At 67.4% G+C, this 23,293-nt stretch carries 25 protein-coding genes; 14 read left to right on the forward strand and 11 right to left on the reverse strand.

Translation table 11 applies throughout. From position 1 onward, the window contains the following. Position 1 precedes the first annotated feature (1 nt). Both Hhyl2_RS01605 and Hhyl2_RS01610 read left to right on the forward strand, forming a co-directional pair. Positions 2-526 carry a DUF5817 domain-containing protein gene (locus Hhyl2_RS01605; RefSeq protein WP_483548961.1) on the forward strand — a complete coding sequence of 175 codons (525 nt, stop codon included), beginning with the start codon at positions 2-4 and terminating at the stop codon, positions 524-526. After that, a complete protein-coding gene (locus Hhyl2_RS01610; RefSeq protein WP_483548962.1) occupies positions 523-876 on the forward strand; it encodes a hypothetical protein in 354 nt (117 codons plus the stop codon). The genes Hhyl2_RS01605 and Hhyl2_RS01610 overlap by 4 nt, the downstream gene beginning before the upstream one ends. Positions 877-907: 31 nt before the next feature. Here the strand turns inward: Hhyl2_RS01610 and hmgA are convergent, their stop codons facing one another. After that, positions 908-2,119: a hydroxymethylglutaryl-CoA reductase (NADPH) gene (gene hmgA, locus Hhyl2_RS01615; RefSeq protein WP_483548963.1), complete on the reverse strand. Its 1,212-nt coding sequence runs from the start codon at positions 2,117-2,119 to the stop codon at positions 908-910. Between the two features lie 48 nt (positions 2,120-2,167). Then, positions 2,168-2,587 carry a DUF8059 family membrane protein gene (locus tag Hhyl2_RS01620; protein ID WP_483548964.1) on the reverse strand — a complete coding sequence of 140 codons (420 nt, stop codon included), beginning with the start codon at positions 2,585-2,587 and terminating at the stop codon, positions 2,168-2,170. A 217-nt stretch (positions 2,588-2,804) separates the two neighbouring features. Here Hhyl2_RS01620 and nadA point away from each other — a divergent pair, with 217 nt between their 5' ends. The 6 genes from nadA to Hhyl2_RS01650 all read left to right on the forward strand — a co-directional run bounded on the left by nadA (position 2,805) and on the right by Hhyl2_RS01650 (position 10,282). Continuing rightward, positions 2,805-3,935, forward strand: a complete 1,131-nt coding sequence (gene nadA, locus Hhyl2_RS01625) for a quinolinate synthase NadA (RefSeq protein WP_483548965.1) — start codon at positions 2,805-2,807, stop codon at positions 3,933-3,935. A gap of 2 nt (positions 3,936-3,937) precedes the next feature. Further along, positions 3,938-5,527: an L-aspartate oxidase gene (locus tag Hhyl2_RS01630; RefSeq protein ID WP_483548966.1), complete on the forward strand. Its 1,590-nt coding sequence runs from the start codon at positions 3,938-3,940 to the stop codon at positions 5,525-5,527. Further along, positions 5,527-6,333, forward strand: coding sequence for a carboxylating nicotinate-nucleotide diphosphorylase (gene nadC, locus Hhyl2_RS01635; RefSeq protein WP_483548967.1), 807 nt, complete (start codon positions 5,527-5,529; stop codon positions 6,331-6,333). The genes Hhyl2_RS01630 and nadC overlap by 1 nt, the downstream gene beginning before the upstream one ends. Positions 6,334-6,427: 94 nt before the next feature. Then, positions 6,428-8,167 carry a PAS domain-containing sensor histidine kinase gene (locus Hhyl2_RS01640; RefSeq protein WP_483548968.1) on the forward strand — a complete coding sequence of 580 codons (1,740 nt, stop codon included), beginning with the start codon at positions 6,428-6,430 and terminating at the stop codon, positions 8,165-8,167. 130 nt (positions 8,168-8,297) lie between these two features. Beyond that, positions 8,298-9,596 carry a hypothetical protein gene (locus Hhyl2_RS01645; RefSeq protein ID WP_483548969.1) on the forward strand — a complete coding sequence of 433 codons (1,299 nt, stop codon included), beginning with the start codon at positions 8,298-8,300 and terminating at the stop codon, positions 9,594-9,596. A 38-nt stretch (positions 9,597-9,634) separates the two neighbouring features. Further along, positions 9,635-10,282 (forward strand): RNA 2'-phosphotransferase, encoded by a 648-nt coding sequence (locus Hhyl2_RS01650; protein ID WP_483548970.1) that lies wholly within the window; start codon positions 9,635-9,637, stop codon positions 10,280-10,282. On the opposite strand, the gene gpmI is transcribed toward Hhyl2_RS01650, so the two are convergent. Continuing rightward, positions 10,283-11,842, reverse strand: coding sequence for a 2,3-bisphosphoglycerate-independent phosphoglycerate mutase (gene gpmI, locus Hhyl2_RS01655; RefSeq protein WP_483548971.1), 1,560 nt, complete (start codon positions 11,840-11,842; stop codon positions 10,283-10,285). It lies immediately after the preceding gene. Between the two features lie 130 nt (positions 11,843-11,972). Here gpmI and Hhyl2_RS01660 point away from each other — a divergent pair, with 130 nt between their 5' ends. After that, the gene (locus Hhyl2_RS01660) at positions 11,973-12,365 is read left to right on the forward strand and encodes a DUF7522 family protein (RefSeq protein ID WP_483548972.1); all 393 of its coding nucleotides are present in this window, start codon (positions 11,973-11,975) and stop codon (positions 12,363-12,365) included. Here the strand turns inward: Hhyl2_RS01660 and Hhyl2_RS01665 are convergent, their stop codons facing one another. Next, entirely contained in the window at positions 12,366-13,298 is a 933-nt protein-coding gene (locus Hhyl2_RS01665) for a sodium:calcium antiporter (protein ID WP_483548973.1), read from the reverse strand. A gap of 123 nt (positions 13,299-13,421) precedes the next feature. Here Hhyl2_RS01665 and Hhyl2_RS01670 point away from each other — a divergent pair, with 123 nt between their 5' ends. Continuing rightward, positions 13,422-14,672: a DNA double-strand break repair nuclease NurA gene (locus Hhyl2_RS01670; protein ID WP_483548974.1), complete on the forward strand. Its 1,251-nt coding sequence runs from the start codon at positions 13,422-13,424 to the stop codon at positions 14,670-14,672. Here the strand turns inward: Hhyl2_RS01670 and Hhyl2_RS01675 are convergent, their stop codons facing one another. The 4 genes from Hhyl2_RS01675 to Hhyl2_RS01690 all read right to left on the reverse strand — a co-directional run bounded on the left by Hhyl2_RS01675 (position 14,673) and on the right by Hhyl2_RS01690 (position 16,740). Further along, complete coding sequence (locus Hhyl2_RS01675) at positions 14,673-14,969, reverse strand: HalOD1 output domain-containing protein (protein WP_483548975.1); 297 nt, start codon at positions 14,967-14,969, stop codon at positions 14,673-14,675. A gap of 109 nt (positions 14,970-15,078) precedes the next feature. After that, the gene (locus tag Hhyl2_RS01680; RefSeq protein WP_483548976.1) at positions 15,079-15,555 is read right to left on the reverse strand and encodes an Lrp/AsnC family transcriptional regulator; all 477 of its coding nucleotides are present in this window, start codon (positions 15,553-15,555) and stop codon (positions 15,079-15,081) included. 7 nt (positions 15,556-15,562) lie between these two features. Beyond that, complete coding sequence (locus Hhyl2_RS01685; RefSeq protein ID WP_483548977.1) at positions 15,563-15,901, reverse strand: DUF7113 family protein; 339 nt, start codon at positions 15,899-15,901, stop codon at positions 15,563-15,565. 56 nt (positions 15,902-15,957) lie between these two features. Next, positions 15,958-16,740 carry an endonuclease/exonuclease/phosphatase family protein gene (locus tag Hhyl2_RS01690; protein ID WP_483548978.1) on the reverse strand — a complete coding sequence of 261 codons (783 nt, stop codon included), beginning with the start codon at positions 16,738-16,740 and terminating at the stop codon, positions 15,958-15,960. Between the two features lie 127 nt (positions 16,741-16,867). On the opposite strand from Hhyl2_RS01690, the gene Hhyl2_RS01695 reads away from it, so the two are divergent. Together Hhyl2_RS01695 and Hhyl2_RS01700 are read left to right on the forward strand one after the other, a co-directional pair. Beyond that, positions 16,868-18,715 (forward strand): ATP-binding protein, encoded by a 1,848-nt coding sequence (locus tag Hhyl2_RS01695; protein WP_483548979.1) that lies wholly within the window; start codon positions 16,868-16,870, stop codon positions 18,713-18,715. Between the two features lie 149 nt (positions 18,716-18,864). After that, the gene (locus tag Hhyl2_RS01700; protein ID WP_483548980.1) at positions 18,865-19,569 is read left to right on the forward strand and encodes a DUF4396 domain-containing protein; all 705 of its coding nucleotides are present in this window, start codon (positions 18,865-18,867) and stop codon (positions 19,567-19,569) included. A gap of 7 nt (positions 19,570-19,576) precedes the next feature. Here Hhyl2_RS01700 and Hhyl2_RS01705 read toward each other — a convergent pair whose 3' ends face one another. Both Hhyl2_RS01705 and Hhyl2_RS01710 read right to left on the reverse strand, forming a co-directional pair. Further along, positions 19,577-20,443, reverse strand: a complete 867-nt coding sequence (locus tag Hhyl2_RS01705) for a class 1 fructose-bisphosphatase (protein ID WP_483548981.1) — start codon at positions 20,441-20,443, stop codon at positions 19,577-19,579. A gap of 139 nt (positions 20,444-20,582) precedes the next feature. Further along, entirely contained in the window at positions 20,583-21,368 is a 786-nt protein-coding gene (locus tag Hhyl2_RS01710) for a sulfite exporter TauE/SafE family protein (RefSeq protein WP_483548982.1), read from the reverse strand. A 127-nt stretch (positions 21,369-21,495) separates the two neighbouring features. Here Hhyl2_RS01710 and Hhyl2_RS01715 point away from each other — a divergent pair, with 127 nt between their 5' ends. Together Hhyl2_RS01715 and Hhyl2_RS01720 are read left to right on the forward strand one after the other, a co-directional pair. Beyond that, positions 21,496-22,194: a hypothetical protein gene (locus Hhyl2_RS01715; RefSeq protein ID WP_483548983.1), complete on the forward strand. Its 699-nt coding sequence runs from the start codon at positions 21,496-21,498 to the stop codon at positions 22,192-22,194. Positions 22,195-22,237: 43 nt separating this feature from the next. Then, positions 22,238-22,669, forward strand: coding sequence for a universal stress protein (locus tag Hhyl2_RS01720; RefSeq protein ID WP_483548984.1), 432 nt, complete (start codon positions 22,238-22,240; stop codon positions 22,667-22,669). A gap of 1 nt (position 22,670) precedes the next feature. On the opposite strand, the gene Hhyl2_RS01725 is transcribed toward Hhyl2_RS01720, so the two are convergent. Then, entirely contained in the window at positions 22,671-23,114 is a 444-nt protein-coding gene (locus Hhyl2_RS01725) for a universal stress protein (RefSeq protein WP_483548985.1), read from the reverse strand. Positions 23,115-23,293: the final 179 nt, after the last annotated feature.

A 23,293-nucleotide genomic window follows, 5' to 3' on the forward strand; every position in this document is an offset into this window, starting at 1 on the left:
TATGTACGCCGTCGTGGGCTGTAGCGAGTGCAGCGCCCTCTGGGTCGTCGAGGGCGAGCAGAAGACGAGCCAGTGCCCCCGCTGTGGGTCCCGTCGGCAACACGACAAGCGAAAGAAGTTCGTCGAGACCGACGACGAGACCCACGCCAGGGAGGTCAGGGCGTCGATGCTCGCCAACCGTCAGGGTCAGGGCGAGGCGTTCGCGGACCTGGACTCGTTCGCCGAGATGGAGAGCCAGGTCGAGGCGGCCGGCGTCGACGACGAGACATACCTCGAACGGTCGGGTGTCGACGCCGACAGCGTCGCGGCCGCTGGCGACCGCGCCGAGCGAGGGACCGGGGGCACGACCTCGCGAAAGGAGACGGTGCTCGCGGCACTCCGGACGCTCGATGCGCCGACGGAGGACGAGGTGGTCGCCTACGCCAGCGAGCGGGGAGTTCCCGCCGAGTACACGCGAGAAGCGCTGACGAAACTGACCCGTGCCGGCGAGGTCACCGAGTCGCGAGGGACCTACCGGCTCGTATGAGCGCCCGGCTGGACCTGGAGGCCGGCCCGGTCGCTGTCGGCCTGCTCGTGGGGCTCGCGGGACTGCTCTTCCTCGCGACACCCGTGATCGGACCGCTCACGCTCGGTGGGCTGGCGGTGAGCCCGGTGGCGCTCTCCGCGGTGGTACTGACCGCCGGGTTCACGCTGGGTGCCGTCGTCTTCGCCCGGCGCGGTCGGCGGCTGTTCGCCCTCGCTCACGGTATCTTCGCCGTCGCGTGGGCGCTGCTGGTCGCGGGGCCGTTGCTCGGGAACGGCGACCTGTTGCTGGCCGGTGTCGTCGTGCTGGTCGCCGGTGTCGGCTTCCTGGTGAGCCAGTCGCGCTCCCGATAGCGTGGCGCTGATCGAGGGTCCGCGCGACGAGTTACCGGCCCAGTTCGGCGTGAGCGGATGAGAGGTGCCGCGAGGACAGCGCCGCCAGCAACGAGAGTTCCCCGGCCAGCACGCCGGCGGCGATGACCTCGGCGAGCGCGTCGGCGTTGCTCCCCGCCGGGTCGCCGCCGCCGCCGTAGCCCAGTATCTCCAGGGCTTCTGACTGGGTCGGCAGGGAGGTACCGCCGCCGACGGTGCCGACCTCCAGCGACGACAACGTCACCGAGGCGTAGAGGCCGTCCTCGCGGGCGTCGACGGTCGTGATGGTGTTGGCGCCCTCGACGACCTGGGCAGCGTCCTGGCCGAGCGCGAGGAAGGCGGCGGCGACGACGTTGGCGGCGTGGGCGTTGAACCCGAGCGCGCCGGCTTTCGCGGAGCCGACGAGGTTCTTGCGGGTGTTGGCCTCGACGATGGCGTCGGTGGTCGTGTCCAGACGCTGCTCGACCTGCTCGTGGGGGATCAGGACGTCCGCCGAGACGGTCCGCCCCCGACCCTCGATGGCGTTGATGGCCGCGGGCTTCTTGTCCGAACAGAGGTTGCCCGAGAGGGCGACCAGATCGGCCGGCGTCTCGGTCTCGATCACCTCGCAGGCGGCCTCCGTGGCGATGGTGGCCATGTTCATCCCCATCGCGTCTTTCGTGTCGTAGGAGAAGCGCAGGAAGACGTTGTCGCCGACGACGTAGGGCGTCACGTCCTGGAGTTCGCCGTGGCTGGTGGTCGCCTCGGCGGCCGCAGCGAGGTCGTCGACGTGTTCGCGGACCCAGGCCGACACCTCGCCGGCGGCGGCGACGTCCTCGACTTTGAACACCGGTGCGCGGGTCATCCCCGACTTGAGGACCCGTGCCGTGGCGCCGCCGGCAGTCCGGATGGTCGAGACGCCGCGGTTGACCGAGGCCAGCAGCGCGCCCTCGGTGGTCGCCAGCGGGAGGTAGTGCTCGCCGTCGGCCGCGCCGCCGTCGACCGGCAGCGGCCCGACGACGCCCATCGGGATCTGGGCCGCGCCGATCATGTTCTCGACGTTGTTCTCGGCGTCACCGGCGTCGAAGGCGTAGTCGCCGACCGTCGAGAGGTCGACCCCGGTCTCCTCGACGAGCAGGTGGCGCCGGGCAGCGGCGGCGGTGTCCGGGTCGGCGTGGTCTTCGAGTTCGTACAGGCGAAGGTCGCCCTCGCGAACGCGCGCTGCGAGGGACTCGGCGTCGGTCATACAGGGGCGGTGGCGGGCCGCCCCCCTAACAGTTGCTCTTGGGACTCGTCAGTCGTCGGCCGCGGGGGTCCCCGCCAGGCCGCCGCCGGCGCCGGTCGTGTCCTGTGTCAGGGACATGTAGAACATGATCAGCATCGACGCGATGAGCGCACCGGCCCACACGAACCCAGTTGGAAGGAGGATGGTCACACCGAACCCTTCGCCCAGCCAGACGGTCGCGGGAATCCCCCACTGGCCGGCGAGAAACAGCGTGGTCACGCTCGTTCGGAGCCGTCCGGTGACGCCGAGAGCGGGGACAGCAAACCCCATGACGATCGCCAGGATCGACAACACCCCGAGGTGTGCGTGGCCACCGACGATCCACGGCGGGACGGCCGCCCCACTCGAGAGGAGCACGAACTGGTATACGCCGACCGTCATCATCACTGCCAGGCCCAGGAACCCAGATGCTTTGAGTGTTCGTGTCATTGTCCTGTCTAGACTAGCTCGTGTCGTGTGTTAGAAATTGTCACGGTTTGGGTCCGTTCCCATACCAGTTGATCACACTGTGTTCTCTGCTACCATAAACCAATACCCATCAATCGGGGATTTAGACTTCAGTATGGCCTCCATTCTACCGTATTGAAGGCAAAATTTTTTCAATATCGGGGTACGAAGCGTCTAGTGACAACGGGACCACGCACTCATGCCACAGATGGAAACAGCTGCGTTCGAAACGGACCTCAGTCTCTTCAAATACGACAACCTCGAACAGCTTCCCTCCGAGTACCGGGAGCTCGGGGAAGACGAGCGAACGGACCGGATCGAGGCCGCGCTCGACGAACTCGGCGACGACGTGGTCATCCTGGGCCACAACTATCAGCGTCGCGAGATCGTCGAGCACGCGGACTTCATCGGCGACTCCTACCAGCTCTCGAAGGAGGCCGCGGCCGCCGACGCCGAGTACGTCATCTTCGGCGGGGTGACGTTCATGGCCGAGTCCGCCGATATCATCACGGACGACGAGCAAAGTGTGATCCTCCCGTCCATGGAGGCGTCCTGCCCGATGGCCGGGATGGCCGAGGCGCTCCAGGTCGACGCGGCGTGGGCGGAACTGACCGCCGCGACCGACGAGAACATCGTCCCGATCACGTACATGAACAGCTACGCCGACCTGAAGGCCTTCTGTGCCGAACAGGGCGGGCTGGTCTGTACGTCCTCCAACGCGCACAGGGCCTTCGAGTACGCCTTCGAGCGCGGTGACAAGCTACTGTTCCTGCCCGACAAGCACCTCGGGGAGAACACGGCCCATCGGCTCGGACTCGAAGACGAGATCGTCGAGTGGGACCCCTGGGACCCCGAGAGCAAGGACGCCGCGGCCGCCGTCGAGAACGACGTCATCCTCTGGGAGGGGTACTGCCAGGTCCACGAACGGTTCCGCGAGTCCCACATCGAGGAGATCCGCGAGGAACACCCGGACGCGAACGTCATCGTCCACCCCGAGTGCCGCCGCGAGGTCGTCGAGGCCGCCGACGTGGCCGGCTCCACGGCCGATATCTGTCAGGTCGTCGCGGACGCCGACCCCGGCGACACCTGGGCCATCGGCACCGAGATCCACCTCACCCACCACCTCCAGCGGTGGCACCCCGAGGTGAACGTCGTCCCGCTGTGTGGCGACGCCTGTATGGACTGCAACGCCATGCGTCAGATCGACCCGAACTACCTCACCTGGGTGCTGGAGGAACTCCTGGCGGGTCGCGAGCGCAACGTCATCGAGGTTGCACCGGAGGAGAAGCAACTCGCACAGGTCGCACTCGACCGGATGCTGGAGATATAGCCATGCGTGACCACAACACCACGGACGTGCTCGTCGTCGGCTCCGGTATCGCCGGGCTGGCTGCGGCGCTGGCGGCCGCCCGCGAGGGCAGCGACGTGACGGTCGCGACGAAGGCGACCCGTCCGGAGGGGGCCTCCTCCTGGTGGGCCCAGGGCGGTATCGCCGTCTCCCGGGACGACCCCGAGCAGTTCAAACGGGACATCGTCACCGCCAGCGCGGACACAGCCGACCCCGACGCGGTAGACATCCTCGTCGAGAACGCCAACGAGGCCGTCGAGGACGTGCTGTTGGAGACGCTCGAAGTCGAATTCGACCGCGTCGAGCCGCGCTCGACGGGTTCGGAGGAGCGGGCGTCGACGACGCCCGCGAGTCGCGAGGACCTCGACTTCGCGCGGGAGGCGGCCCACAGCGAGGACCGCATCCTCCACGTCGACGCCGCGACGGGCAAGCACATCCACGTCCCGTTCCTGAACTACCTCGACGCCCACGACGCCGTCCAGATCCGGGACGACACCGCCGCGCTGGAACTGATCCGCCACGAGGGACGGGTCCACGGAGCGATGCTCGAATCCGACGGCGCGGTCGACCCGTGGTTCGCCGGCAGCGTCGTCCTGGCGACCGGGGGCATCGGCGAACTCTACCCGCGGACGACCAACCCCGACGACGCGACCGGGGACGGCATCGCCATGGCCGCGCTGGCTGGCGCCGACGTAGCCGACATGGAGTACGTCCAGTTCCACCCGACAGCGTGCGTGCTCGACGAGGACGACACCGGTGGATCCGCCGACACAGGCGAGATCGCCTTCCTCGTCAGCGAGGCGGTCCGCGGCGAGGGCGGCCTCCTCCGCAACGGCGACGGCGAGCGGTTCATGCCCGACTACCACGCCGACGCCGAACTGGCGCCCCGTGACGTGGTCGCTCGCGCGGTCAAAGCCGAACGCGAGGCCACCGGCGAGGTCCGACTGGACGTCTCCCCGCTCGCGTTCGCCGAGGAGTTCCCCGGTCTGGCCGACCGCTGTGCGGACAACGACATCGACTGGGAGGGTGGCATCCCGGTCGCGCCCGCCGAACACTTCCTCTGTGGCGGCGTCGCCGTCGACGACCGCGGCCGGACGACGCTGGACCGGCTCTACGCTGTCGGCGAGTGTTCCCGCACCGGCGTCCACGGCGCGAACCGACTGGCCTCCACGTCGCTGCTGGAGGGACTGGTCTGGGGCCTGCGCGCCGGCGCCGACGCCGCCGGCAACGAGGTCCAGCCCATCGAGGCGCCGGAGTTGCTCGAACGCGACCCGGACCTGCCGGCGACGTTCGCCCGCGACAAGTTCCACCGGCTGCGCCGGGTGATGGACGAGTACGTCGGCGTCGAGCGCGACCCCCAGGACCTCCAGCGGTCGATGGCCGTCCTGCGCCGTCTCAAGGGCGAGGTCGACGCCTACGTCCGCACCCGAACCACCCGGTCGCTGTACGAACTCCGGAACGCAAGCGTCACGGCGCTGCTGGTCGCCCGCCACGCCGCCGAGAACGACCGGAGCGTCGGCACGCACAACCTGGTCACGGCGGCCGACGAGCCGCCGGAACCGGCCGCGGACTGATGCTCACCGACGCCGACGTCGAGCGGTGGCTCCGCGAGGACGTGGGCCACCACGACGTCACGAACCAGGTGCCGGGCGACACCCAGGGACGACTCGTCGCGAAGGAGTCCGGCGTCGTCGCCGGACTGGACGCCGCCCGAGCGGTGTTCGACTACCTCGGTGTCGCGGTCACGACACCGGTCGAGAACGGCGACCGGGTCGAGTCCGGCGACGTCGTCCTGCGGACCGACGGCGCGGCACGCGAGACGCTGCGGGGCGAGCGGGTCGCGGTCAACCTCGTCGGCCACGCGTCCGGCGTGGCGACGAAGACTCGGCGAGCGGTCGAGGCCGCACGCGCGGTCACCGACGACGTCCGGATCGCCTGTACGCGGAAGACGACTCCAGGACTGCGTGGTATCGAGAAGCGGGCCGTCGTCGCCGGCGGCGGCGACACGCACCGACTGAACCTCTCCCACATGGTCATGGTCAAGGACAACCACGTTGCCGAGATGGGTCTGGAGACGGCCATCGCCCACTTCCGGGAGTGTGCCTCCTTCGCGACGAAGCTAGAGGTCGAGGTCGAGGACCCGGCGACGGCACCCGACGCGGCCGCCGCCGGCGCCGACATCGTCCTGCTGGACAACATGACGCCAGCGGCGACCGAACGGGCCGTCGACCTCGTCGACGGGACCGCGCTGACAGAGGCCAGCGGCGGCATCACCGTCGAGGCCGTGCCGGAGTACGCCGCGACCGGTGTCGACGTCGTCTCGATGGGAGCGCTCACCCACTCCGCACGGACACTCGACGTCTCGTTCCGGACCGGCTGAGGCGGGCTCGACGTTCCATCTAATTATCAGGACGTGTAACTGGAAGGCGGAGTTTATAAATCATTGACAGTAACTACTGTGTAGGGACAGAAACATGTCTGGGCGAATCTCGGTACTCCTGGCGCACGACGACCCCCAGCCGCTGGCGTCGGCGGTCGAGGCCACGGCAGACGACCTGTCCGTGACTGCCGTTCGGTCGGCGGCGGCGGTCCTCGACGGTCTCGACGCGGCAGACGCCGTCGTGAGTCAGTACCGACTCCCGGACGATGATGGCCTCTCGCTGCTCCGAACTGTTCGACAGCGGGCCGGCGACCTCCCGTTCGTGCTCTGTGCCGGCGACGGGTCCGAGCGGGTCGCGAGCGAGGCTATCGGTGCCGGGGTGACCGACTATCTTCCCCGGGCTCGACCGGCTCCGGAGCAGGTAGTCGAGACGGTCGTCGAGGCGGTCGGGACCCATCGAGCGCGCCGCCGCGAGGTGCGTCGCGCGGGCGCCGTCGAGACGACGACCAGCGGTGTCGCGATCATCGACGAGGACGGCCAGTTCGTCGACGTCAACGAGGCGTACGCCGACATCATCGGCGTCGAACCCGACGAACTGCTGGACGAGAACTGGCAGACGGTGATCCCCGACGACAGGACCGAATCGATCAGTGACGAGATCGAGGCCGAACTGGGCCGGGCCGGTGAGTGGACTGGCGAAACGGTCGGCCTCCGTGCGGACGGCTCCCGGTATCCCAAACGGTTCTCGGCGGCGTGTCTCGACGGCGGTGGGTACGTCTGTGTCACCCGAGATATCACCGAACGCAAACAGCGCGAACGGGAGCGCGAGCGGACCACTGCGTTGCTCTCGATGCTGCTCAACGAACTCCCTGCCGGCGTGCTGGTCACGTCCAGCGACCGCGAGGTAGTGACGGTCAACGAGCGCCTGCTGGAACTGTTCGAACTCGATACCACACCCCAGGGACTGGAGGGGGCGGACGCCGAAGCGCTGCTGGTACGTCTCGGCCAGCAGTTCGTCGACCCGGCGACGTTCCTCGATAGCGTCGACCGACTCGTCGCCGGCCACCGTGAACACCTCCGAGAGGAACTCGCGCTCGCGGACGGACGGACCTTCGAACGTAGCTATAGACCGATCGAGGCCCCCGGCGAGGCGTGCCACCTCTGGGTGTACCGTGACATCACCGACCGTATCGAGCGACAGGCCGAGCTCGTCCGACAGAACGATCGACTCGACGAGTTCGCCAGCATCGTCTCTCACGACCTCCGGGGGCCGCTGAGTGTCATCGACGGGTCGCTGTCCCTCGCTGAAGAGACTGGCGAACCGGCGAACCTCGACCGCTGTCGACGCGCCGTGGACCGGATGGACGAACTCCTCGGGGATCTCCTCACACTGGCACGCCAGGGGGAGGCGATCGACGAGACGGCGCGCGTCGATCTTGCAGCAGTTGTCACAGACGCGCTGGCGACGATCGGATCGCAACCCGCCGACCTTCGACTGCGCACCGACCGGACGGTGCAAGCCGACCGGAGCCGTCTCCAGGAACTCCTCTCGAACCTGCTGATCAACGCGGTCGAACACGGCGGCGAGTCCGTGACGGTGACCGTCGGCGAGCTGTCAGACGGCTTCTACGTCGCTGACGACGGGTCCGGTATCCCGCCGGGAGACAGAGATCGTGTGTTCGAGCCCGGCTACTCGACGGCCGAGGACGGGACGGGGTTCGGACTGGATATCGTCGCACGGATCGCGACGGCACACGACTGGTCGCTCTCGGTCACGACCAGCGACGACGGCGGTGCCCGGTTCGAGTTCCGCGACGTCGAGGCCGTGCCGTGAAAGTAACCGTGAATGTCTCTATAATTACTTTGTGATGCCGGCAGCCTGGGGGAAAACCAGTATGTTTATTACAAAATTGTATCACACATAAGAATAGGGCGGATTTGCCGCCGAGCAACGAGAGCCAGGTATGGGACCGTCAGTTCCGGGGGACGACACCGACGTGGACGATTTTCTCGAACAGCGTGAGCTGCGTGCGTACCTCGGGAGCGACGAACAGTTGTTCCATCTCATGACGAACCGGCGTGTCGGGCTTCAGCGCACCGAGGACGGCGACACGACGAAGATCAAATCCGGCGACGGATACGGCGCCATCGCGGCCCTGACAGATCGGCGGGTACTCCTGCTCGTTGGGAACCCGAGAGAGCGGTCCGACGGCGACTACGTCGCGTCGCTCCCGTATGCAGATATCGATGAAGCGGCGGCTGTCACAGAACTGCTGACGGCCAAACTCCAGTTCGAGACGAGCGCCGGCGCGACCTGGGAGTTCACCGCCAGAGAGGCCGACGTCGACGAGGTCGCCGAGTTCCTCCAGGAGGCCTGTGGTGTCTGGGGTGAGGTCACAGTCGCCCTGGACGCGCTGGCCGACCACTGCGACCGACTCGCGAACGCGCTCGAATCGGCCGACTGGACCGCGTTCGACCAGTATCGTTCGGACGCCGAGGCCGCACTCGAGACTGCGAAGGAGGGCGCTGCCGCTGCCCCCTTCGACGGCGTCGACGACCGTATCGGCCGACTGGAGGCGGACCTCTATCGGCTGGTCAGGGACCGCCACGTCGTCCGCGGCGAGGAACTGCTCTCCGAGGCCCGTCGGCTGCTCGACGAGGAGCGGTACGAGGGGAGCTACGACCGGGTCCAGACGGCGCGACAGCGATTCCAGGACGCCACCGACGTGGCGACGGGCTACGACGTCGACGACGAGGCCGCACAGGAGGGGCTCGCGACGGCGGACGAGCTAGCCGAGACGGTCGCCGAGCGGCCGCTGGCGACCGCACGCGAGACTCACGACCGGGCGATGGAGCTCGACGACCCGACGGAGCGAGCAGCCACGCTGGAGGAGGCACTCGACAGCTATCGCGTTGTCGCCCAGCTGTTCGCCGGCGACGACGCCCCCTTCGAGGGGGGCGAAGCGGCCGCCAGAGACCAGATCGAAGCGGTCATCGGCGACCTGGTCGAGGCACGTCTGGCCTCGGCCCACAACCGACGGCAGGCGGGCGACTGGGAGTGGGACGCCGGCAACGAGGAAGCCGCCTACGAACTCCTCTCGAGTGCCAGGGACGACCTGGACAGGGCCATCGAACTCGCAGAGGAGTTCCCGCCGGGCGACCCCGATGAGATCCGCGAGGTACGCGAGGAACTGGCAGACCACTTCGATATCCTGGCGATCCGGTACGAACTCTCCCAGGCGAACGACGAACTCCAGAACTGACCGAGCGAGTTTTCCGCTCGGTGTGTGAACTGCCGCCCATGCCAGCCGACATCTTCGCCTGCGAGTCCCACGGCTACCACCAGGGGGAGGCCTGTCCCGTCTGTGACGACTCCGGCCGGCAGGTTCTAGACGGCGGCCGTCGCCGTCGGCTCTCGAAGTTCCTCAGTGGCGCACTCCGACACTTCCCGGACGACGCGGGTATCGAACTCGACGACGCCGGGTGGACGCCGCTGGCCGACCTCGTCGATGCCGTCGAGGGCAAGTACGACTGGGCGACCCGCGACCACGTTGAAGGTGTCGTCGCCACGGACCCGAAAGGCCGCTTCGAGCGCGACACGGCCGGCGGCGAGGAACGCATCAGGGCTGCGTACGGCCATTCGGTCCCCGTCGATCTCGAATCGGCGCCGACGCCGGTCCCGGAGACGCTGTACCATGGCACCGCTCCACGGCATCTGGACGTCATCATGGACGAGGGACTGCGGCCAATGTCCCGCCAGAAGGTCCACCTCTCGGAGACGGTCGCGGAGGCCCAGGCTGTCGGCGCGCGCCACGCCGAGGACCCGGTGGTGCTGGTCGTCGACGCCGCGTCGATGCGGACCGACGGCCACGACATCGTCAAGCGCGGGACGGCGACCTACACCACAGATCGGGTGCCGACGCGGTACCTCTCTCGACGGTCGCTGTGACTACTCGACGAGCGACTGGCCGGTCATCAACTCCGGTTGCTCGATGCCCAGCAGTGCGAGCATCGTCGGCGCCAGGTCCGCCAGCGTCCCCCCCTCGCGGGCCGTCTTCCCGGCGGCGGTGCCGTCCGGCGAGAGGTAGATGAACGGAACCGGATTCGTGGTGTGGGCGGTGTGGGGGTCGTCCTCGGTGCCCATGTCGTCTGCGTTGCCGTGGTCGGCACAGATCAGGACGTGCCCGCCGGCGCCGGTGATGGCCTCGACGAGGCGTCCAAGCTGTTCGTCGACGGCCTCGACGGCCGCGACCGCGGCGTCGAAGTCGCCGGTGTGGCCGACCATGTCGGGGTTGGCGAAGTTGAGTACCAGCGCGTCGGGGTCGTCGGACTCGATGAACTCGATGGCGGTGTCGGCCACTTCGGGGGCGCTCATCTCGGGCTGGAGGTCGTAGGTGGGGACGTCCGGGCTCTCGACGATCTGTCGCATCTCGCCCTCGAACTCGACCTCGCGGCCGCCGTTGAGGAAGTACGTGACGTGGGGATACTTCTCCGATTCGGCCAGACGGACCTGGGTCAGCCCGTTCTCGGCCAGCACCTCGCCCAGGACGTCCTCGGGCTGGTTCGGCGGGAAGGCGACGGGCACGTCGAAGGTCGCGTCGTACTCGGTCATCGTCACCAGGCGGGTCTCGGGCGGCGAGGTGTCCGCGCCCCAGTCCTCCGGACGGATATCGGCGAGCATCCGGGTGAGCTGTCGGGCGCGGTCGGCCCGGAAGTTGAAGAAGACGACCGCGTCGCCGTCGGCCAGGCCGGGGTGGTCGCCGACGGTGGTCGGCTCGATGAACTCGTCGGTGTCGTCCCGTTCGTAGGAACTGGTCGCCGCGGTGACGGCGTCCTCGGCGTGGTGGTCGGCCATGCGGTCGACGATGGCGTCGTAGGCCCGGCGGGTCCGGTCCCAGTTCTGGTCCCGGTCCATCGCGTAGTAGCGGCCACAGACGGTGGCGACGTGGCCGGTGCCGTGTTCCTCGGCGTGGGCTTGGAGTTCTCCGAGGTACTCCTCGCCACCAGTCGGCGAGGTGTCACGGCCGTCGGTGAAGGCGTGGGTGACGGCTTCCGTCCCGCGCTGGCCGGCCAGTTCGATCAGCGCGTGGAGGTGGTCCTGGTAGGAGTGGACGCCGCCGTCCGAGACCAGCCCCATGAAGTGGACCCGGCCGTCGTTTGCCTCGGCGTGCTCGAACGCCGACAGGATGGTCTCGTTCTCGAAGAACGGCGGGTCCTGCGCGGCGTCGTCTGACGGGCTCTCGCCGCGGGACCGGGCGATGCTGTCGGTGATCCGCGCCGAGTCCTGTTTCACGACGCGGCCGGCACCGATGTTGAGGTGGCCGACCTCGGAGTTACCCATCTGTCCCTCCGGGAGACCGACCCGGCGGCCGTGGGTCTCCAGCGTCGAGTGGGCGCCGCTGTCCCAGTAGCGGTCGAAGTTCGGTGTCTCGGCCGCGGCGACGGCGTCCCGCGTCTCTTCGTCCGGATTGAGCCCCCAGCCGTCGAGGATGACGAGCCCGACTTGCATATCTGGACCCTCGCGGGAGACCCAGAAGAGGGCTTCGGTCGGGTTCCCGACGTAACGGGCGCCAGGTGATGGGGTTGTCGGGGGTTCCGCGAACATCGAAATTAATAGGGTGGGACGTCTCGGCTCCGGTATGAGTCCAGATATCCTCTCGGACGAGCTCGCCGACAGTATCGTCACGACCGCCCGGACGGCGACCGGCGACTCACTGCGCTCTGTCACCTACTTCACTCGCGCGAACTACGAACAGCTCTACCTCCGCGAGGACCTCGAACAGGATGCGGACCTCAACGACTTTGTCGGCCACGAGTGGCAGGGATACAAGCAGACCGAGAACGCCTACCAGGAGTCCGAACTCGGCGACTACCGCTTCACTGTGCGGGCCTTCGAGAACGGCTACCTCCTCCGTGTGGCGACCGAGCGACAGGGCGTCCTCATCACCACAGATGGGCTGTCGATGAACTCATACGAGGAGATCGCCGACGCCATCGACAAGCTCCTGCGCGAGGAATCCGGCAAGGAGTGATCAGCTGAAGACGACAAGGTCGAGCACCCAGTTGAGCGCGTTGAGGACGACCAGCACTGCCCCTTCTGCACGCGAGAGTGCTTCGTTGGTGTAGAACATGATCGTCACCAGCACCGCTACCCCCAGCAGCCACAGCGTCGTCTGCATTGCCGCACCTGCGACCGCGAGTGGCTGGACCGCCGCGGCCAGTCCCAGGACGCCGAGCGTGTTGAACACGCAACTGCCGACGATGTTGCCCGCAGAGATACCGGCCCGGCCGGCCCGGAGCGCGGCGACGGAGGTGGCGAACTCCGGAATCGAGGTTCCAGCGGCGACGACGGTGACGCCGATGACCCACTCGGAGATTCCGACCGCGAGCGCGATGTCGACCGCGGATGTGACCAGCAGATGCGCGCCGCCGACGACCAGTCCGAGGCCGCCCACGAGGCGTCCAAGGTCCAGCCAGCCGAACGACGGTTGCGACCGGCCCATGGGCCCCTCGGCGTTCTGTGCACCGGCGCGTGCGAGTACGGCCAGGTACACCACGAGCGCGCCGAACAGCACCGCCCCCTCCGTGCGTGACAGCGTGAGGTCGCGGAGAGTCACGAGCAACAGGACCGTACTGCCGATCAGCAGCGTCCCGTCCCGCCGGACCAGGTCTCGGGCTGTCGGGAGCGCCCGGACCAGCGCCGTCCCGCCGAGGATGAACCCGAGGTTGAGGATGTTCGAGCCGACGACGTTGGCGACAGAGACGTCCGGCCGGCCCGAGAGTGCGGCGTCGAGGGTGACCGCGAACTCCGGCGCCGACGTCCCGAACGCGACGACGGTCAGGCCGATGACGAGGCCGGGGACGCCGAGCCGTCTGGCCGCCTGACTCGCGCCGGCGACGAACTGGTCTGCGCCGACCCACAGCGCCAGGACGGCGACGCCGACGAAGAGGACGTCGAACAGCACGTCTCAGCGTCGCCCTCCCTCGTCGCGACGCCAGCCAGTCGGTCCCATGTCGCCTTCTGACGGCCCGACCCTCCTAACAGTTGCCCACCGAAGCTTTAGGTCGCCGGCGGCGAACCCATCGGCATGACCCTGGATCCGGTACACGTCGACGGCATCGCTCACCTGGCTCGACAGGTGCGCCAGACCGTCGAGACGAGCGACCAGGACGCGGCCGCCCAGCGGGTGTGGGACGAGTTCCTCGACCCGCTCTGGCAGGATGGGACCGAGATCCTGGCCCCGATGGGCGAGCAACGCCGTCGGACGGTCCCCATCGAGGACATCGCCCTGGCGGATTCCCCCTTCCCGACCCAGCACGGGCTGGATTCGGGGACGATCAACCCCACGACGTTCAAGAACGGCCTGGTGCTGGACGTCGCGCAGGCGGCGATGAGTGGTGTCCCCTCCGACGTCGAACTGCACCGCGGGCGGACGATCATCATGGCGGTCCACACGAACGACGCGACTATCTCGCTGAGCGAGGACTGGGAGATGGACGACCGTGGCTACGCCAAACGGCGCGTCCTGAACGCGCCACAGGTCGACCGCTACGAGCAACGGGTCGTCCATGCGCTGGCGCTGTACCTCGCCGAGTCCGAGCACGCGCTGACGAACGCCGACGTGGTCGAGGACCTGTTCATGCTCGACGGTCCCATCTATCCGACGGGACTGCTCCGGTGGGCCGACAGAGAGACGGAACTGGCCGACCTGCTCGCCGAGGACGACCGGCCCAAGACCGTCGTCGGCAACTACGTCGAACTCGTCGAGCGGTTCGTCGAGCGCGAGGTCCCACTGCTGGGATTCGTCAAGAACTCCGCGACGAAGGCGCTGACACGGGCGGTCCGCCGGAAGACCAACGCGCCGTGGGTCGACGACGCCGCGTTCTTCCGGCGGGTGCTGGAGCGACGTGACGACGGCGGTGAGGTCCGGACCGACTGTCTGACCTGTACGAACTGGTTCCGCTCGCGGGCGGGGACCGACGGCGTGATGGCCGCCGAGGGTGACGCGCTGGGGATCGAACGCGAACTCGACCCCGAGGCCTACGAGGTGACCTTCTTCGTGCTCTACGACCCGCGACGCGACCTCGTCTTCCGTGTGGAGGCACCCTACGCGTTCACGCGGGACGAGGCGTGTCGCGAACGACTCACGCGGCAGGTGCTCCACGACGTCGCGGCCGAACGGGGGCCGCCGCTAGCCATCTCGAAGGCCGACGAACTCGCGAGTATCGACCGGCAGGGTGGGGAGGAACTCACGCGCCGTATCGAACGCGCCTTCGATACCGACCGCGAGCGCGACTTCGACGACACCCGATGGGGCGCCATCGAGGAAGCGTTCTGATCAGGTCCGGACGGAATCGGAACTACTAGCTGCGTCGGCGACGGCCGGCCCGTCGGTGACCGTGACGACACCGCCGGAGTGGACCTCGATCAGGTGGCCACGGTAGACGAACGAACAGGAGACTGGCGAGTTCGCGTCGGTGCCCTGGGGGAACAGCGCGTCCAGTGCGTCGGGATCGACGACGTCGAACAGCGGCGGCGTCAGCGAGATCGGATCGACCCCCTCGTACTCGGCGACTGCTGTCACGATCCTGTGCGAGATGGGTTCCTGGTGGACGGTTTTACTAGCCTCTGACATGGCTTGGGTCCCCAATGCTCGACGATGGTATAACTGTTGGTGATGATACCTTCCAGTTCCTGTCGAAACAATCGGTCCGATGCCAGAATCTATCGGAGGGAGTCGCATCTCACTCCTCGGCGCGCTCCGGTCGCGGGAGTCGGATCGGACTGTGTCGTGTCGAGCGGATCAGTACCTCGTCGACGACGGTCAACCCGAACTCGTCGAGCGTGGCGGCGATTCGTGTCATGTCGTGCGTCGACGCTGCGACGGCACGAATGTGGACGTTCTCCTGGCCGGTCATCAGTTCACGTACCTCGATGACCCCCTCGATGGCCAGCGCCGCGTCGATCTGCTGGGGGCGTTCGGCGATGGGGGCTGTACAGACGAACAGTATCTGGAGCGGGAATCCCGTCTGCTCGTACTCCAGGATCGGTACGTATCCCTGAATGATCCCCTCGTCTTCGAGAGTTCTGATGCGCTTGCCCACCGTGCTCGCGGAGATATCCAGTTGCTCGCTGATCGCCGCGTTCGTGTTGTTGCGAGCGTCGTCCTGCAGCGCTCGGAGGATCGCCAGATCGACGTCGTCGATGTCGGCTTCGTCCATCGTGGCGTTATCCGGCTTCGGCCGTCTGTTTGACCGTCACCTCGACGGCCGTCTCGGGGACCCCGAGGCGGGCGAACTGGGTCCGGATGTGTTCTTTGGCCCCCTCGATGGCCGCCTCGCGGGACTCGAACCCCTGGGGCATCGGCGCTTCGAAGGCGACGTTGATCTCGCGGCCGTCGATCGTCTGCTGTTGGCCCCCGCTCTCGACCTCGTAGAAGGCGTCACACACCCAGACGTAGGGTGCGCCGCCGTCCGGTGCGCCTTTGAACGATGGCGCGGCCTCACCGGGTTCGTACAGCGTCCCGGTCAATCCGGTCCCGCCTGCCGACCCGCGTATGAGTAACATGCACCAAGATAGGTGCCAGACGGGGAAAAGGTTCGCTGCTGCGTGGACGCCCGCACTCAGTCGTCGATATCGACCACGACGGGGAGGTGGTCGGACGGGTAGTGGTCGTCGTCCCGGTCCGTACAGACGGTGTGTGCTCGGACCTCGACGTCGTCGGTGACGAACACGTGGTCGATGCCCATATCCGGGCGTAGATCGTGAAAGTCGGTCCGCGTGGTCGTCGGACCGTGTCGGTGGTCTGCCAGTCCCCTGGTGTCCCGGAGCCGTCGTCCATCACCGAGTGGGTAGCCCTCGGCCCGCTCGTGGGCGGGGTCGCCGACGACGCAGTTGAAGTCCCCCATCAGGATGGCGCGCTCGCCGTCCAGCAGGTCGTCCAGCCGCTCCAGGACCAGTTCGATCCCGTTCCGGCGGGCCTGCTCGCCCTCGTGGTCCAGATGGGTGTTCACGACGACCGTCGGGACGCCGTCGTCCAGTCGCGCCCACGTCGCGACCCTGGGATACGCCGCGTCCCAGCCGACCGTACCGGGCTCGTCGGGCGACGCCGAGAGCCAGAACGTCTCGGTCTCGACGCACTCGAAGCGGTCGGTGCGATAGCCGATAGCCGTGTGTTCGCCCCCGAGCGCGACGCTGTCACGCGGGTCGCCGACCCAGGCGTACCCGTCCAGCAGCGACTGCAGTTCCCGGAGCTGGTGGTGCATCGCCTCCTGGACGCCCACGATGTCGGGCGCGTGGTACCGGATGGTCCCGGCGACGAGCCGACGCCGGTGTGCCCAGTTGTCGAGCCCGTCCTTGGCTGCGTCGTACCGTACGTTGAACGACATCGCCCGCACCCGGTTCATACCCCTGCTCCGGGGCCCTCCATGGTAAGGGTTCCAGTTCCGCCCGTGTCGTGATGGCGGGCTGTCACCTCCCGACAGCCACCGACCCAGGGAAAGGCGTTAGTCCCCCGCCGCCCTCGGTGGGACCATGTCAGACCTCGGGGACTTCACGGACTTCGACGCGGACGACGACGGGACAGCCGAGGCGGATGCCGGCGAGGGGGTGGCTGAGAACGAGGCTGCCAACGACGCTGGCGACGAGGCGGTGTCGGAGGCCCAGACCGACACCGACGATTCCTTCGAGGAGATGGACGTCGCGCCGGCCGGCGCCGACAGCGGACTGGGCGTGCTCTCGGCGGCGAACGGTCTCCGCATCAGCGAGGAGGCCGACGAGTCGCTGCTGCTGGCCTACGTCACCGCCGCGAACCGCTCGGCGGTCCGACTGGGCAAGTATCTGCTGGTTCCCTACCCCGACGGCGAGCGCCTGTTCTGTCGCATCACCGCCCTGGAGTACGCCCAGGAGTTCCGGGCCGACGACGCGACCGAGATCCACGCCCGCCGGGCGATGCGCGAGCAGGGCATCGACGAGCAGGACTTCAAGTTCATCGCGGAACTGGACCCTGTCGCCGTCCTCTACTCGGACGGCGGGGAACTCAAACGCCGGATGACCGACCGGGTCCCCAAACCGGAGACGGTCGTCCGCGAGGCCACCGACAAGACAGAGATCAAGACCGGGCTGAAGATTCCCGAGGACGGCGTCTTCCTCGGTCACCTCTCGGTCGGTGGCGAGAAGGTCCGCACAGCCGCGGAGCCGCCGACCATCGACTATCGCCTGAAAGACAGCTACGACGAGGGCGACCCGCTGGTCTTCCGGCACACGCTGGTCGCCGGCGGGACCGGGTCCGGGAAGACCCACAGTTCCAAGAACGTCCTCCGGCAGTATCTCGGGCGGACCTACGAGATGGGCGACGGGCGCTCGCCGGAACTGGCGGTCGTCCAGTTCGATCCCCAGGACGAGTACGCCCAGATGCACGACGACAACCCCGCGATGACCGACGAGTTCGCGCGGCGTTGTGAACGGGAGGGGGTCGCCCACGGCGGCTACGACGACACCATCGCGTTCGTCCCGAAGGTGGCCGGCGCCGACTACAGCGCTAGCCACCACCACGCCGAGCAGGTCGAGTTCACCGTCCCGTTCTCGCTGGTGTACGACAACCCCTGGCTCATCGCCGGCTCCGCCCTCAACGACACCCAGTACACCGCGCTCGTCAACACCCTACTTCGTCGGTTCAAGCGCCAGTACGGGTCCAGCGGGACATACAGCGAGTTCCTGAGCTTTCTGGACGACCCGGCGCTCAAGGAGGAACTCCACGAGGCCGGCGACGTCCACGAGGCCACCTTCGACGCCGTCAAGCGGCGGGTGCGTGGGTTCGGCGCCGTCTTCGACCAGGACGCCCGCCCGATCACCGACCAGATCTCCCAGTTCGTCCGGGCGGGCGGGCTGACGGTCATCCCGACGTATCACATCTCGGACTCCCGGACGGCCTCGACGGTCGTGCTGGCGGTGTCGAGTCTGCTCATCGACCAGAAGCTCTCGAACGACCCGACCTACGACCGTATCAAGGAGACGCCGCTCGTCCTCGGGATGGACGAGGCCCACAACTTCCTGACCGACGCCGACAGCGTCCAGGCCCGGCAGGTCATCGGGAAGTTCACGGAGGCCGCCAAACAGGGCCGCAAGGAGCGTCTTGGCCTGTATCTGATCACACAGGACCCCCAGGACATCGCGGATCCGGTGTTCAAGCAGATCAACACCACGATGGTGCTGAACCTGGGCGACGAGGACGCCATCTCCGCGGTGAACATCCCCGCGAACCTCGAATCGAAGGTCCCCTACATGGAGAAGGGCCAGCGCGTCGTCTACTCGCCGGACAACTCCGAACCCGTCGAACTGATCGGGCTCTCGACGTGTGTGACCCGCCACGGGCGGGAGTGAGGTGACACCAGACGACGCCGGGGTCTCGTCGGAGTCATCCAAACTGTACCGTCGCGCTGACTTTCGCTTTCTAGCCGCAACTGTGGAAAGGCCGTCCCGACTAGGTCCAGGCCCGTCGCCGGCGATTCGCGGGGTACCCACTCACTATCATGGTACTGGAATCGCTGTTCGCACGGATCGAACACGCGCTCGCACCGGTTCGCGAACTAGTGACGCCGATCCTCTCGGACCCTGCCGTCCTGGTCGCGTGGCTCGCGCTCGTCCTCGGATCGCTGGCGGTCCTCGCGTGGGACCTGCGGAACCGTAACGAGGCGCTCCCGTCGCTGATGCAGTTCGTCTGGACGCTCTCGGTGCTGTACGCCGGGCCGCTCGCGCTCGTGGTCTACTGGTACGCCGGTCGGACACAGATCGCCCGCGATTCGCTCTGGCGGCGCGGCCTCCGGTCGACCGCTCACTGTTTCTCGGGCTGTGGCGCCGGCGAAGTGACCGGTATCGTGCTGGCGCAGGGGCTCCTGGGACTGGCTGTCGGCTGGGTCGCGGCCGTCACCTTCGGGTTCGCGTACCTGTTCGGCTACGGGCTGACCGTCGGCCCCCTCGTGCAGGAAGGGGTCGACCTCCGGACGGCGCTGGTCGACGCCTTCTACAGCGAGACGCCGTCGATCACGGTCATGGAGGTGGTCGCCATCGGCTCGGACCTCCTGCTGGCGGCACACGCCAGCATCACCGACGTCCTGTTCTGGCTGTCGCTGTCACTATCGCTGTCGCTGGGTTTCCTCGCGGCGTTCCCCGTCAACCTCGCGCTCGTCGATCGGGGGGTCAAATCCGGGATGCAGAACCCGGCGGAGATGGCCTGACGGTGGCCTATTCCAGGCTGGCTTCCAGCCGCTCGACGAGTTCGGTGTTCCCGACGTGGAGTGGACACCGCTGGTGGAAGCCGTCGGGCTCGACATCGAGCATCGACTGCGTCCCGTCCGAGGATGCGCCGCCAGCAGCCTCGAAGACGAACGCGATGGGGTTCCCCTCGAACTGGAGGCGCAGTTTCCCGTCGGGGTTGCTCTTCAGCCCGGGATACGCGAAGATGCCGCCGTAGGTGAGCAGTTGGTTGATGTCGGCGATCATCGCCCCGCCGTACCGGAGCTTCAGCTCTTCCTCGATCTCGCGAGCGAACGCCAGGAAGTCGTCCGGCCAATCGGGTACGAAACCACCGAAACCGTAGATGTCCGGATCGTCGGGGAGCGTGATGTCGTCGCTGAGCACCTGTGGTGTCTCACCCTCGATGAGGTAGTCGGTCACCGTGTCGTCGCGTGCGACGACCATCGTCGTGATGGGGCCGTAGAGGACGAACCCACCGGCGACGAGGTCACGACCCTTCGCGGGCAGGGGTGCGTCGTAGATGCCGAAGACGGTCCCCATGGCGTTGTTCGACCGGAGGTTCGAGGAGCCGTCCAGCGGGTCCAGCGCGATGTGGTACTCGCCGTCGCCGCCGTCGATCAGGTCCTCGCGCTCCTCGCTGGCGTAGGTCGCGACGGCGTCGTGGGCCAGCATCGCATCCTCGAACAGTTCGTCCGCACGGACGTCGGCTGCCTCCTGTTTCTCGCCGCTGGGATTCGTCCCGACCTTCGCGGTGCGGTCCTCCGCGAGTCCGTTCCGTACCTCGGTCGCCGTCTCGGCGATGCTGTCGACCATTCTGTCGACCGCGTCACCGTCTGTCGGGTCGTACGCGGGCATCAGTATCCTCCCGACAGCAGCACGCTGTGTCCGGCCGTCACGGCCGCGTGAGTGCGTATCGCAGTGTGGTGGTGCATCGTCCGTCTGTAGACGTGACAGCTACGTAACTCTCCCGGCTGGGAAGGCCGAGCGTGCGGACTCACACGGCTCCGAGTCCACCCGCCAGGAGTCGGACCCCGATGACGACGAGCAACCCGAGGACGGCGCTCCGTCGGAGCCGTTCGCTGATCCGTGTCCGGAGTCGCCTGCCGACGGACACACCGACAGCGGCGGGGACGCCAGCCGCTAGCGAGGCGAGCGCGACGGCCGTGTTCGGATAGAGGCCGAGCGCCCCGGCAGCGGCCACCCTGATCCCGCTCAGACCCAGGAACACCATCGCGACGACGCCGACGAAGACGCCGTGTGTGAGATCGAAGCTCCGGACGTAGGCCACGAGCTGGACGCCGACGTTGGTCCCGCCGAACAGCAGCCCCGAGAGGCCGCCGATCAGGGCCATCGCCGCCGGCCGCTCCATCGTCGTCCGGCCGATCAGATCCGACAGCGTCGGGGCCGGGACGCGGTTCTGGACGGTCGCGACGAAGGCCAGCGAGACTAGTCCCAGCCCAACGCGGAGCGGCGCTTCGGGGACGCGGTCCAGCGCGGCCATCCCGACGACGGTCCCGACCAGCGCCGCCGCGACGAGCGGGCCGAACCGGCGGCCACAGGTCCGCAACTCCTCGGCCGAGAGCTCCCGGACCAGCGAGATATTCACGACGAGGATCGGGACGATCATGAACACGACGGCGACGGCAGGGTCGAGTACTGTCGCCAGCGCCATCGTGCTGACGACGGCGAACCCGAAGCCGGCGACGCCGTTGACCGACCCGGCAACCAGCACGACCACGGCGACCAGCACCAGCACCCCCGGCGTCATCGGGATCGGCATGCCCCCCAGTTTCGGCCCGGCGGGTATAGAGCCTACCCCGGTTACGGCAACCGATAGCAGGGGGTGGTGTTCTGTCTCGGAACGACTGGACCAACTTACAAGTGTGGTGACGGAGAGAAACCGGGATATGGTGGAGTCTGCCGGATACGGATCGGTCGGTGCACAGCCGACAGCAACGACGAACGTCAACAAGGTAGCGGGCATCGCCTCGCTGCTGGTCGTGGTCAACATCCTGTTGATACTCGGGCTGGCGTACACGCCAGTCGCACAGATCGGCGTGGTGCTGTTCTCGAACTTCTTCGTCGGGATCGCCACGTTCCTGGTGACCGTCGGTGGCGGCTACTGGCTCGCCAGCATGGGGATCGAGAAGGGTATCTTCCCGCTTGCTGGCGCCGGTGTCGCACTGACACAGACGGGATACGGCCTGTTCGGAGCCGCGATCCTCCAGTTCGCACCGTCCTCGCTCTGGGCCCCGGCGCTGGGCATCTCGGCAGTCGTCACCGGACTCATCACCGCTGCCGCCGCCGTGCTCGTCTTCAAGAGCGACCACGACTTCTCGCGCTGGCAACTGTACTCGTGGGTCTTCTTCGGTGGCGGGTTCGTCATCGGCGCGGTGGCGTACTTCGCCGCGCCGGCGTTCGTGGCAATCGCGGGCGTGTTCTTCTTCTTCGGCTTTCTGGCCGACCTGGTATACGAGATCTGGGCGGTCCGTGAGGACCGGTACGCCAGCGACCTGCTCAACGCGCTGGGCATCTACATCGCAGTGATGGGTGTATTCGTCCACATCCTCCAGCTCGTCCTCCGTATCCTCTCGGAGATGGAGTAACGACGGGCCAACATTCAAGCCCGACGCCGTGGGCAGGTACTGTATGGGTAAGCGCATCCTCGTTCCCGTCGACGGCTCCGACGGGGCAGCGCACGCGTGTGAGTTCACCGCCGAGGAGTTCCCCGACGCGACGCTCGTCCTGTTACACGTCATCAACCCTGCGGAGGCGGGCTACAGCGCACAGGCGTCGGTCCCCTCCTTCTCCGAGCAGTGGTACGAACAACAGGAGAGCGCCGCCGCGGAACTGTTCGACCGGCTGGAAGAGACGATCGCCGGCATTGGAAAGTCCGAGGTCGAGCGTGCACTGGAGGTCGGTCGGCCGACGAAGACAATCGTCGAGTACGCCGACGAGCACGACATCGACCACATCGTGATGGGGAGTCACGGTCGCTCGGGTGTCTCGCGGATCCTGCTGGGAAGTGTCGCAGAGATCGTCGTCAGGCGAGCGTCGGTCCCGGTGACGGTCGTCCGCTGACTCAGGTGTGTCGGACGATGTGGACGTCGTACTGTGGGTCCTCCGAAACCGGCGCACCGACGCTGCTGACCGGGGTCGACACCCGGCCCGCGTTCTCGCTACCGATGAAGACGATCGAGGCGTCGACCTCGTTCGCCACCGCCCGGATGGTCCGGACGATGTCGGTCGTCAGCGAGGCCATCGAACTCACGTCCTCGGGGACCTCACAGCGAAAGCGCGCGTCCGGGGCGATCTCGCTCGCCTGCGCTTCGAGCTTCTCGGCGATCAATCCGGTGCTGAACGTCTCGTCGGCGTTGAGCCAGCCCCGGTCCAGTGCGAACTCGACCGCGTCGGGGACGACACTCAACACGAGCACCTCCTCGTCCCGGTAGGCGGCGAACTCGGTCGCTCGTTCGAGAGCTGCCTCTGACAGGTCCGATCCGTCGAAGGGGACTAGTAGAACCATACCGGGCGTCTCGAACGGGGGTGAGTTAACTGTTGTCGGTTGCCTCGACTGGACGGCGCCCCACAGATCGACTCCGTTCAATATATGAATCTATAGAATCCGGTGAAAGGGCAGCGTTGAACCCTGATGTGGGCTGTGCTCTCCAGTGTGTCCGGACGAAAAGATTTAGTCAGTGTAAA

Source organism: Haloarcula sp. H-hyl2 (genome assembly GCF_056934385.1).

What these genes read in the sequence shown, in the direction of transcription:
- Hhyl2_RS01725 (WP_483548985.1), bottom strand. Translation starts at nt 23,114, where the DNA reads ATGGTTCTACTAGTCCCCTTCGACGGATCGGACCTGTCAGAGGCAGCT.
- Hhyl2_RS01720 (WP_483548984.1), top strand. Translation starts at nt 22,238, where the DNA reads ATGGGTAAGCGCATCCTCGTTCCCGTCGACGGCTCCGACGGGGCAGCG.
- Hhyl2_RS01645 (WP_483548969.1), top strand. Translation starts at nt 8,298, where the DNA reads ATGGGACCGTCAGTTCCGGGGGACGACACCGACGTGGACGATTTTCTC.
- Hhyl2_RS01680 (WP_483548976.1), bottom strand. Translation starts at nt 15,555, where the DNA reads ATGGACGAAGCCGACATCGACGACGTCGATCTGGCGATCCTCCGAGCG.
- gpmI (WP_483548971.1), bottom strand. Translation starts at nt 11,842, where the DNA reads ATGCAAGTCGGGCTCGTCATCCTCGACGGCTGGGGGCTCAATCCGGAC.
- Hhyl2_RS01695 (WP_483548979.1), top strand. Translation starts at nt 16,868, where the DNA reads ATGTCAGACCTCGGGGACTTCACGGACTTCGACGCGGACGACGACGGG.
- Hhyl2_RS01640 (WP_483548968.1), top strand. Translation starts at nt 6,428, where the DNA reads ATGTCTGGGCGAATCTCGGTACTCCTGGCGCACGACGACCCCCAGCCG.
- Hhyl2_RS01650 (WP_483548970.1), top strand. Translation starts at nt 9,635, where the DNA reads ATGCCAGCCGACATCTTCGCCTGCGAGTCCCACGGCTACCACCAGGGG.
- Hhyl2_RS01660 (WP_483548972.1), top strand. Translation starts at nt 11,973, where the DNA reads ATGAGTCCAGATATCCTCTCGGACGAGCTCGCCGACAGTATCGTCACG.
- Hhyl2_RS01700 (WP_483548980.1), top strand. Translation starts at nt 18,865, where the DNA reads ATGGTACTGGAATCGCTGTTCGCACGGATCGAACACGCGCTCGCACCG.
- Hhyl2_RS01710 (WP_483548982.1), bottom strand. Translation starts at nt 21,368, where the DNA reads ATGCCGATCCCGATGACGCCGGGGGTGCTGGTGCTGGTCGCCGTGGTC.
- Hhyl2_RS01605 (WP_483548961.1), top strand. Translation starts at nt 2, where the DNA reads ATGTACGCCGTCGTGGGCTGTAGCGAGTGCAGCGCCCTCTGGGTCGTC.
- nadC (WP_483548967.1), top strand. Translation starts at nt 5,527, where the DNA reads ATGCTCACCGACGCCGACGTCGAGCGGTGGCTCCGCGAGGACGTGGGC.
- Hhyl2_RS01705 (WP_483548981.1), bottom strand. Translation starts at nt 20,443, where the DNA reads ATGCCCGCGTACGACCCGACAGACGGTGACGCGGTCGACAGAATGGTC.
- Hhyl2_RS01620 (WP_483548964.1), bottom strand. Translation starts at nt 2,587, where the DNA reads ATGACACGAACACTCAAAGCATCTGGGTTCCTGGGCCTGGCAGTGATG.
- Hhyl2_RS01630 (WP_483548966.1), top strand. Translation starts at nt 3,938, where the DNA reads ATGCGTGACCACAACACCACGGACGTGCTCGTCGTCGGCTCCGGTATC.
- Hhyl2_RS01685 (WP_483548977.1), bottom strand. Translation starts at nt 15,901, where the DNA reads ATGTTACTCATACGCGGGTCGGCAGGCGGGACCGGATTGACCGGGACG.
- hmgA (WP_483548963.1), bottom strand. Translation starts at nt 2,119, where the DNA reads ATGACCGACGCCGAGTCCCTCGCAGCGCGCGTTCGCGAGGGCGACCTT.
- nadA (WP_483548965.1), top strand. Translation starts at nt 2,805, where the DNA reads ATGCCACAGATGGAAACAGCTGCGTTCGAAACGGACCTCAGTCTCTTC.
- Hhyl2_RS01610 (WP_483548962.1), top strand. Translation starts at nt 523, where the DNA reads ATGAGCGCCCGGCTGGACCTGGAGGCCGGCCCGGTCGCTGTCGGCCTG.
- Hhyl2_RS01675 (WP_483548975.1), bottom strand. Translation starts at nt 14,969, where the DNA reads ATGTCAGAGGCTAGTAAAACCGTCCACCAGGAACCCATCTCGCACAGG.
- Hhyl2_RS01670 (WP_483548974.1), top strand. Translation starts at nt 13,422, where the DNA reads ATGACCCTGGATCCGGTACACGTCGACGGCATCGCTCACCTGGCTCGA.
- Hhyl2_RS01690 (WP_483548978.1), bottom strand. Translation starts at nt 16,740, where the DNA reads ATGAACCGGGTGCGGGCGATGTCGTTCAACGTACGGTACGACGCAGCC.
- Hhyl2_RS01715 (WP_483548983.1), top strand. Translation starts at nt 21,496, where the DNA reads ATGGTGGAGTCTGCCGGATACGGATCGGTCGGTGCACAGCCGACAGCA.